The following is an 8,145-nucleotide window of genomic DNA, read 5'->3' as shown; positions in this document are numbered from 1 at the left end:
TACGCGAGATACCGGTCCTGAACAACCCGGCTGTCACTTCCCGACAAATTGGTCTTCCAGGCGGGTGTGCCGCCTCGGCGGACGGTACCGCGGCGGCGGCACCGTCGCATGACACGCCGTGTCACGCCTTGGCCCCGGCGCCGCTAGAGTCGAGCCCATCGGGGGGGAACAGTCGAGGAGTACCTCCGACCCCAGGGGCCAGGGAGCCAACCGTGCTGATCAACCACGACACCCAGTGCGCGCTCGACACGGTCGTCGACCTGGTGAACACCACGCCCGGCGACGGCACCGAGGACGGCCTGGCGGACGTCGCCGCGCTGCGCCGGTTCGTCGAGCGCAACGCCGTCAGCGACATCGGCACGCTCGGTGAGCGCGATCTGGCCGCCGTACGGACCGTACGGGCCCGCTTCGCCGAGGTCTTCGCCACGGCGGGCGGCCGCACCCGGCACACCGCCGAACTGCTCAACACGATGATCGCGGCGGCCGGGACCACTCCCCGGCTGACCGACCACGACGGCTACGACTGGCACGTGCACTACTTCGCCCCGGGAGCGTCCCTGGCCGACCATCTCGCGGCCGACTGCGGCATGGCGCTGGCGTTCCTCGTGATGGCGGGCGAACACGAGCGACTGCGGCGCTGTGAGGCCCCGGACTGCCGGTTCGCTTTCGTGGACCTGTCGCGCAACCGCTCCCGGCGCTACTGCGACAGCCGTACCTGCGGGAACCGGCTGCACGTCGCCGCGTATCGCGCGCGGCGCAAGGAAGCCGCGAGCTGAGCCGAGGGGGCGCGCGACGGGGTGCCCGGGGTGCCGCGCCGCCGCCGGTTCGTCACCATCGGTAGAGGTCATGGAGCGCGGTGCCGAAGAGCAGCATGCCTATGAAGGCGAGGAAAAGCATCAGCGGCGGCTGGGACAGGGCGAACAGGCAGCCGCGTGGCTCGTCGCTCGGTGGTACAGGGGGTCCTTCGATAGGGGATTGCTCCCCGGGTGATTGCAGCATCTCGCCGGAGATCATGGCCCAGCCCGGACCCCCGCTGCGGCCAACGAGCGATTTTTGATCGGGAGCTTGTCAGATCCCGTGCTTTTTGAGAATGGCCTCGATATCTGAGAAATCTTCTGTACCGGAGCTGCTTCGAGTGGCGGGTTTCGGCTTGTCCGCCGCCTTCGCTCCGGCCGCCCCGCGACCGGCCCCCAGGGCGGGTTCCGAGGCCCCCGGGGCGAGCGCTCCGTTCCGCTCCGCGGCGGCCGCCGCACGCCGCTCCTTGCGGGTGCCACCGGCCCGGCGCTCGGCCGCCCGGCTCACCATGAACAGCAGCCAGGAGAGCCCGAGCACGCCGAAGCCCGCCCAGATGCTCGGCTTGAAGACCAGATCGGTCAGCCAGTCCAGAATCCCGGTCATCGCCAGGCCCACCGGCAGCAGCGCGTAGGCCGCGATCCGGGCCGCGGCCCGGAAGCGCTTGCGGTACGCGGTCAGACCCGCGATGCCCAGACCGGCCGCGGACAGCGCGACGCAAATCGTGTCGGTCAGCATCGGTTCCTCCCGCCGATGGGTTGTGCGGTATGTCCATCCTGCACCCCGCAGGGCGGCAGGAGCCACAGCCGGGGCGCGGGATCAGGGTCATCTCCGGGTTCGGATGAGCCCGTGGGGGCTGGAAGACTGGCCCCATGAGCGACACCGATCCCGCCCGACCCGTACTCGACGTGTGGTGCGAACTCCAGTGCCCCGACTGCCGTACCGCGCTGACGGACGTGAGCGCCCTGCGCGAGCGCTTCGGCGACGCCCTGGACATCCGGCTGCGGCACTTCCCGCTGGAGCGCCACAAGCACGCCCACGCGGCGGCGCAGGCCGCCGAGGAGGCCGTCGCGCAGGGGCAGGGCTGGCCGTACGTCGAAGCCGTGCTGGAGCGCGCCGAGAAGCTGGGCGCCCGGGGTGAGCTGCTGCTCGTCGACGTGGCGCGGGAACTGGGCCTGGACGCCGAGGAGATGGACACCGCGCTGATCGACGGCCGTCACATCCTGATCGTCGACGCGGACCAGGCCGAGGGCAAGGCGATCGGCGTCACCGGCACCCCGACGTACGTCATCGGCGGGGAGCGGCTGGACGGCGGGAAGAGCCAGGAGGGGCTGCGGGAGCGGATCGAGGAGATCGCGGACCGGCTGCTGGCCGAGCGCGGCTAGTTCCGCACCTCAGAGCAGCTGCTTGATGAGGTGGTACTCGACCGCCTCGTAGCCCAGCGACTCGTACAGCCGCAGCGCCGGGGTGTTCCCGCCCGCGACGTACAGCCCGAGGCTGCGCGCCCCGGCGGCCAGGCTGTCGCGCTCGGCGGCCAGCATCAGGGTGCGGCCGTGGCCGTTTCCCCGGTGCTCCTCGCCGACCTCGACGGAGAAGACGTACGCCTCGCCCCGCTCCTCGGCGTCCGGCTCCCCGGCACGCAGCGCGACCCAGAGGGTGCCGACGTCCGTGCCGCCGTGGGCGAGGATCCGCAGCACGGTGCCGGGGGTGGCGGGGCCGTGCGGCAGCAGCGTCGCGTAGTCGGCCTCCGCCTTCGCCTCGGCCTGTTCGCGGGTGAGCCCGCTCTCCAGCACCGTGGCCAGGTAGCGGGTGCGCTCATGGGCGTGCCAGGCCGGGTAGTCCGCCTCCGCCATGGCTCGTATAGCGCTGCCCACGGGCAGCTCGGGCGGCTCCGTCAGCGGTTTGACCATGTTGCGGCCGCGCTCGCGGTAGCCGAGGGCGGCCGCGAGCCCGAGGGCGGTCGCCGCCTGCGCGGGGACGCTCGCCAGCAGCCGGGTGCAGCGCCAGCCGCGCAACACCTCCTCGGCGGCGAGCGCGGCGACCGTGGCGCGACCCCGGTGCCGGTCCGCGGCGTCGATCTGGAGGTGCTCGATCCGCCCGGCGGACGGGCCCAGCCGGGCGTCGGTGGTGAGCCGGACGCTGCCGACGGGGCGGCTGTTGACGCACACCTCGTACGAGCGCGAGCGCCCGCCGTCGTCGGTGTGCCGCTCTGGCGTGGTGGGCCGCAGGGTGGTGGTCACGATGGTGTTCTACCCGGGCCCGGGGCGCGCGTCATCAGGTTTACGGCGGTCCGTTTTTACGGGGGTTCGTTCCCGTCATCCCTGGGCGCGGGTCACGGGTCGAGGTCGGCGGCCGCCCGCTCGGTGAAGATCCGCATGGCCTTGGCGGTGACCGGTCCGGGCGTGCCGGGCACGGTCCGGTCGTCCACCCGCTGTACGGCCTGTACGTCACGGGTCGTAGAGGTCAGGAACACCTCGTCGGCCCGGTCCAGAACGTCGAACGGCAGGTCGGTCTCGCGGGCCCCGACCCATTCCAGGACGAGGGCGCGGGTGATGCCCGCGAGGCAGCCGGAGGCGAGCGGCGGGGTGTGGAGTTCGCCGTCGAGGACGACGAAGACGTTGGTCCCGGTGCCCTCGCAGAGCCCGCCCACCGTGTTCGCGAACAGGGCCTCGGTGGCGTCGTGTTCCCGGGCGCGGGCCAGCGCGATCACGTTCTCGCCGTACGAGGTGGTCTTGAGCCCGGCCAGCGCGCCCCGCTCGTTGCGGGTCCAGGGGACGGTGACCACGGCCGTGGTGTCCGCCCGGCGGTGCGTTTCGACCAGCGCGACGACGAGCGTGGGGGCCGCCGTGCCCCGGTCGGAGCCGAGCGGCGAGTCCCCTCCGGTGTAGGTGATCCGCAGCCGCCCGAGCGGCATGGGGTTGTCGGCGAGGACCGCCTCGCAGGCCCGCCGTACCTCGTCCAGGTCCGGTTCGGGCAGGCCCAGGCCGCGTGCGGAGCGGGCCAGCCGGTGGAGATGGCGGGTGAGCGCGAAGGCGCGGCCGTCCAGCGCCTTGACCGTCTCGAAGACGCCGTCCCCGACCGTCAGCCCGTGGTCGAAAACCGACACCTGGGCGTTGTCGGTTTCGCGCAGGGATCCGTCGAGCCAGATCGTCACCGCATGGTCCTTCCCGTCGGCTGCTGTACTTCCGACGCTACCGCGAGCAGTCGCGCCGCCTTGAGTTCGGTTTCGTCCCATTCCCGGTCCGGGTCGGAGCCCCAGGTGATCCCGGCTCCGGTGCCGAACCGCAGTACGGCGCCGCCGGGGGCCTCGCGGTCGATCCAGAAGGTGCGTATCCCGACCGCCAGCTCGCCGGTGCCACGGTCCGCGTCGACCCAGCCGATGCCGCCGCAGTACGGGCCTCGGGGCGCGGTCTCCAGTTCGCCGATGACGCGCAGGGCGCTGGACTTGGGCGCCCCCGTCACCGACCCGGGCGGAAAGGCCGCCGCGAACAGCTCCGCCCAGCCGGTGTTCGGCGCCAGCTCGCCACGGACCGTGGAGACGAGGTGCACCAGACCCGGGTGCGGCTCGACGGCGCAGAGCGCGGGGACGGTCACCGAGCCGGTGGCGCAGACCCGCCCCAGGTCGTTGCGGACCAGGTCCACGATCATCACGTTCTCGGCGTGGTCCTTCTCCAGCAGGTCTTCCGCCCGGCGGCCGGTGCCCTTGATCGGCCCGGACTCGACGGTCCGGCCGGAGCGGCGCAGGAACAGCTCGGGCGAGGCCGTGGCGACCTCCACCCCGTGCCCCGGCAGCCGTACGGTGCCCGCGTACGGGGCCGGGTTGCCGTGGGCCAGCAGGGCGGTCAGCGCGTCCACGTCCGCCTCGGCCGGGTCGGGCAGCGGCGCGGAGAGTACGCGGCACAGATTGGCCTGGTACACCTCGCCCGCCGCGATGTGGCGGCGGACGCGGCGGACGCCCTCGGTGTACCCGGCCCGGTCGAGCGAGGACGTCCAGTCGGCGGGCCGGGGGCCGCGCCAGGCGCCGTGCGTTCGGCTCCGTGCGGGGGTGGGCTGCTGGTCGCGGCGTACGTCGCCGAAGCGGGCACAGACCACACGGCCCTCGAAGTCCGCGACAACAGCCCAGAAACCCTCGGTGTCCAGAGCCGAAGGATCGCTGGTCACATCGCGAAGATCGGTGGCGAGCAGGCCGCCGAAGCGGGCGAGAGGGGGCAGGTCGTGCACGCTTGCGAGTCTATGGCGCCTGGTCACGGGGGTGGTGGGAGGGATCGCGGCGGGCGAGCAGGGCAGCACGCTGCGGAAACGGAATTTGAGCTGGCTCCGGAATCCGCTAGAGTTCAACACGTCGCCGGGACGCGCAAGCGCCCCGGGAAACGGCATCTGCGGACGTAGCTCAGTTGGTAGAGCGCAACCTTGCCAAGGTTGAGGTCGCGAGTTCGAACCTCGTCGTCCGCTCGAAGTGGGGGTTTCCCGAATCCCCGCTCCTGGTGGAGTGGCCGAGAGGCGAGGCAACGGCCTGCAAAGCCGTCTACACGGGTTCAAATCCCGTCTCCACCTCGGACGATTAGCTCAGCGGGAGAGCGCTTCCCTGACACGGAAGAGGTCACTGGTTCAATCCCAGTATCGTCCACTCGGGGCCCTGGTGGCCCCACCCCCGGGGTCCTCGTGACCCCACACCCGCGCGATTAGCTCAGCGGGAGAGCGCTTCCCTGACACGGAAGAGGTCACTGGTTCAATCCCAGTATCGCGCACGCAGTTCCCGGGACGATTAGCTCAGCGGGAGAGCGCTTCCCTGACACGGAAGAGGTCACTGGTTCAATCCCAGTATCGTCCACACTGATCGGCGCAGGGCCGGAGCGGATGCTCCGGCCCTTTGTCGTATGCCCTGTTCAGGTTGTTCAACGCTTGGAACGGCGCGAGCCCGGACAGCTCCCCAGCTGTCCGGGCTTCGTGCCGTCCGCCGCACCCCCGTCCCCACGGGGTTGATGGCCAGGATGTCCCCGGCCCGGGCCGCTCTCCCGGGCCTGGGGCGCCTCAGCGCCCCAGCATTCCCGCCACGGACGACGCCTGTGTGACGACGGCTTCCCAGCCGCCGAACGCGATGCTCAGCAGGATGGCCAACGGCAGCACCATGGCCGCCGCGACCAGCGGATGGCGAGTGCCGGTCTGCGGGCTGCCGAACGCGTCAAGGGCGCGATGCCCGCGTGCCCTGACGACCGTACGTCCCACCGTGTCCGCCATCGTCCTTCCTCCGTCACATCTGCAGCGGCGAGCGTCTGACCTCGGGGGACGAGTGCTGCGCCCGCCGCTTGACCTCAACATTAGGCGCGCGGCCCGGTACCCGGCGTCATGCCCTCGTACCGATTGCCGGGCCTCCCGGAGGATGACGCCGGACCGGGCCTCGTACTCCCCTGGGTGGAGAAATCCGCCCGGGACTTGGGGTCTTCCCGGAGGGGTCCGCCGGAGCGGGTCCTTCCGGGGGTGGAGAGGGCTCCCCCGGAGGCTCCCCCGAAGTTACTCACGGTCCCCGTCCGCGCCCCGCGGAACCGGCTGCTCCACCAGGGCCAGGACCCGGTTCGCCATGAAGCGTGCCGTCCGCACCACGGACCCGTTTCGGGTGACTTCGCTCACTTCCACCACCCCACGCCGCACTGCCGTCTCGACCCGCCGCCCCGCCCTCCCGGCCACCACTTCGTACGTCCGCGTCGTGTCGCCCGCGTCCACCACTATCTCCACACGATCACCCTTCACGGCCTCAATCCCCCTTCTGAGACGGTCTTTTGAGCTCACGCACGCCCGGATCGGGGCACGGATTGCCATGATTCCGGCCCACTTCTCCAGGATCCCAGGCACCACTGACAATCCATAGGCCGACGCATGCGCGGCCTCTCAGCGCGCGGGGCCGTCAATCCGTAAGCTGTGCACGTCAGACGGACGGCAGTGGACCGGCAGCAGACGGCAGCGGATGGGGCTCCCCACCAAGGGGTGAGGGAAGGGCTCCCCACCGGAGGTAGGGGACGGACATGGCGATGATGCGGCTCCGGCGCGAGGACCCGCGTGTCGTCGGTTCCTTCCGGCTTCACCGGCGGCTCGGTGCGGGCGGTATGGGGGTCGTCTACCTGGGGTCCGACCGGCGCGGACAGCGGGTGGCGCTCAAGGTCATCCGGCCGGATCTGGCGGAGGACCGGGAGTTCCGGTCGCGGTTCGCCCGCGAGGTGTCCGCCGCGCGGCGGATCCGCGGCGGCTGTACGGCGCGGCTGGTGGCCGCGGACCTGGAGGCCGACCGGCCGTGGTTCGCCACCCAGTACGTGCCCGGTCCCTCCCTGCACGACAAGGTCAACGAGGAGGGCCCGCTGCCCGCCGCGCACGTCGCGTCCGTCGGGTCCGCGCTGGCCGAGGGGCTGTTGGCGGTGCACGAGGCGGGGGTCGTCCACCGTGACCTCAAGCCGTCGAACATCCTGCTCTCCCCCAAGGGCCCCCGCATCATCGACTTCGGCATCGCCTGGGCCACCGGCGCCAGCACGCTGACCCACGTCGGCACGGCCGTCGGCTCCCCCGGCTTCCTCGCGCCCGAGCAGGTGCGGGGCGCGGCCGTCACCCCGGCGACCGACGTCTTCGCGCTGGGCGCGACGCTCGCGTACGCCTCGACGGCGGATTCGCCGTTCGGGCACGGGAGTTCCGAGGTGATGCTGTACCGCGTCGTGCACGAGGAGCCGCAGCTGCTCGGGGTGCCTGACGCGCTGGCTCCGCTGCTGCACGCGTGCCTCGCGAAGGACCCGGAGGACCGGCCGACGACGCTGCAGCTCTCGCTGCGGCTCAAGGAGATCGCGGCGCGTGAGGCCCACGGTGCGCCTCCCGCGCCCGGGCACGCTTCGGACGGGCGTCCTGTGGGGCGGCGGGCCGACGCGTACGCGGACCAGCACACGGAGCGTCGGCCGGGTGCGGGGACGCCGCCTCGGAGCGCGGCGGCGCCGCGGTCGGGGGGGCCCGCGCGGACGGCGGGGCGCAACACCCCGGCGCGGCCGCCGGGGCCGCGGCGCGGCCAGGGCCAACGGCCTCCGGCCCGTACGGTCCGCACGTCCCCGAACGGGCGCCGCCCGGACCGGATCCGGCTGATGCGTCAGCGGCTGACGGTCTTCGTGGTGGTGACGCTGCTGGTGGCGCTGGGCATCGCGGCGGCCCAGGGCTGCCAGGGGCCGTCGCGCGGGCTGGGCGTCCCGACGGCGCCCACGGCGCCGGGGGCGCCGGAGGCAGCCCCCGAGAGCGGGCTCTGACCCGATTCTGGATGTGGGTGCCGGGGGCGGGGCCTCCGGGGCAGGGGCCTGGACGCGTATATTTTTTGGGCCACCCCCGAAG

Annotated in this window: 9 protein-coding genes and 5 tRNA genes; 8 read left to right on the top strand and 6 right to left on the bottom strand. The window is 72.3% G+C overall.

Features of this window, described 5'->3' with window-relative positions; all coding sequences use genetic code 11:
- The first annotated feature begins 212 nt into the window (after positions 1 to 212).
- Positions 213 to 776, top strand: a complete 564-nt coding sequence (locus ACFV9T_RS26320) for a CGNR zinc finger domain-containing protein (RefSeq protein ID WP_385444489.1) — start codon at positions 213 to 215, stop codon at positions 774 to 776.
- Between the two features lie 292 nt (positions 777 to 1,068).
- On the opposite strand, the gene ACFV9T_RS26315 is transcribed toward ACFV9T_RS26320, so the two are convergent.
- Positions 1,069 to 1,530, bottom strand: coding sequence for a hypothetical protein (locus tag ACFV9T_RS26315; RefSeq protein WP_385444488.1), 462 nt, complete (start codon positions 1,528 to 1,530; stop codon positions 1,069 to 1,071).
- 134 nt (positions 1,531 to 1,664) lie between these two features.
- On the opposite strand from ACFV9T_RS26315, the gene ACFV9T_RS26310 reads away from it, so the two are divergent.
- The gene (locus ACFV9T_RS26310) at positions 1,665 to 2,177 is read left to right on the top strand and encodes a DsbA family protein (RefSeq protein WP_385444486.1); all 513 of its coding nucleotides are present in this window, start codon (positions 1,665 to 1,667) and stop codon (positions 2,175 to 2,177) included.
- Positions 2,178 to 2,186: 9 nt separating this feature from the next.
- On the opposite strand, the gene ACFV9T_RS26305 is transcribed toward ACFV9T_RS26310, so the two are convergent.
- The 3 genes from ACFV9T_RS26305 to ACFV9T_RS26295 all read right to left on the bottom strand — a co-directional run bounded on the left by ACFV9T_RS26305 (position 2,187) and on the right by ACFV9T_RS26295 (position 5,013).
- Positions 2,187 to 3,032, bottom strand: a complete 846-nt coding sequence (locus tag ACFV9T_RS26305) for a GNAT family N-acetyltransferase (RefSeq protein WP_385444484.1) — start codon at positions 3,030 to 3,032, stop codon at positions 2,187 to 2,189.
- Positions 3,033 to 3,124: 92 nt separating this feature from the next.
- A complete protein-coding gene (locus ACFV9T_RS26300; RefSeq protein ID WP_385444482.1) occupies positions 3,125 to 3,946 on the bottom strand; it encodes an aminotransferase class IV in 822 nt (273 codons plus the stop codon).
- Complete coding sequence (locus ACFV9T_RS26295; RefSeq protein ID WP_385444480.1) at positions 3,943 to 5,013, bottom strand: chorismate-binding protein; 1,071 nt, start codon at positions 5,011 to 5,013, stop codon at positions 3,943 to 3,945. Before ACFV9T_RS26295 ends, ACFV9T_RS26300 begins: the two co-directional genes overlap by 4 nt.
- Positions 5,014 to 5,171: 158 nt before the next feature.
- Here ACFV9T_RS26295 and ACFV9T_RS26290 point away from each other — a divergent pair.
- From ACFV9T_RS26290 to ACFV9T_RS26270, 5 genes are all read left to right on the top strand, one after another.
- A tRNA-Gly gene (locus ACFV9T_RS26290) sits at positions 5,172 to 5,244 on the top strand.
- A gap of 31 nt (positions 5,245 to 5,275) precedes the next feature.
- Positions 5,276 to 5,346: transfer RNA gene (locus ACFV9T_RS26285), tRNA-Cys, on the top strand.
- Position 5,347: 1 nt separating this feature from the next.
- Positions 5,348 to 5,419: transfer RNA gene (locus ACFV9T_RS26280), tRNA-Val, on the top strand.
- Positions 5,420 to 5,468: 49 nt separating this feature from the next.
- A tRNA-Val gene (locus ACFV9T_RS26275) sits at positions 5,469 to 5,540 on the top strand.
- A gap of 11 nt (positions 5,541 to 5,551) precedes the next feature.
- Positions 5,552 to 5,623 (top strand) — tRNA-Val (locus ACFV9T_RS26270).
- Between the two features lie 200 nt (positions 5,624 to 5,823).
- On the opposite strand, the gene ACFV9T_RS26265 is transcribed toward ACFV9T_RS26270, so the two are convergent.
- Together ACFV9T_RS26265 and ACFV9T_RS26260 are read right to left on the bottom strand one after the other, a co-directional pair.
- On the bottom strand, positions 5,824 to 6,030 hold the full coding sequence (locus ACFV9T_RS26265; RefSeq protein ID WP_385444478.1) for a hypothetical protein: 207 nt from the start codon (positions 6,028 to 6,030) through the stop codon (positions 5,824 to 5,826).
- A gap of 273 nt (positions 6,031 to 6,303) precedes the next feature.
- Positions 6,304 to 6,540: a hypothetical protein gene (locus ACFV9T_RS26260; protein ID WP_055557600.1), complete on the bottom strand. Its 237-nt coding sequence runs from the start codon at positions 6,538 to 6,540 to the stop codon at positions 6,304 to 6,306.
- A gap of 272 nt (positions 6,541 to 6,812) precedes the next feature.
- Between ACFV9T_RS26260 and ACFV9T_RS26255 the strand changes: the two genes are divergently transcribed.
- Positions 6,813 to 8,063, top strand: coding sequence for a protein kinase (locus ACFV9T_RS26255; RefSeq protein WP_385444476.1), 1,251 nt, complete (start codon positions 6,813 to 6,815; stop codon positions 8,061 to 8,063).
- Positions 8,064 to 8,145: the final 82 nt, after the last annotated feature.

Origin of the sequence: Streptomyces sp. NPDC059850 (genome assembly GCF_042731515.1) — a bacterium.
GTDB lineage: Bacteria > Actinomycetota > Actinomycetes > Streptomycetales > Streptomycetaceae > Streptomyces.
The sequence above is the reverse complement of the archived record's forward strand: the minus strand, read 5'-3'. Positions and strand labels throughout refer to the sequence as shown.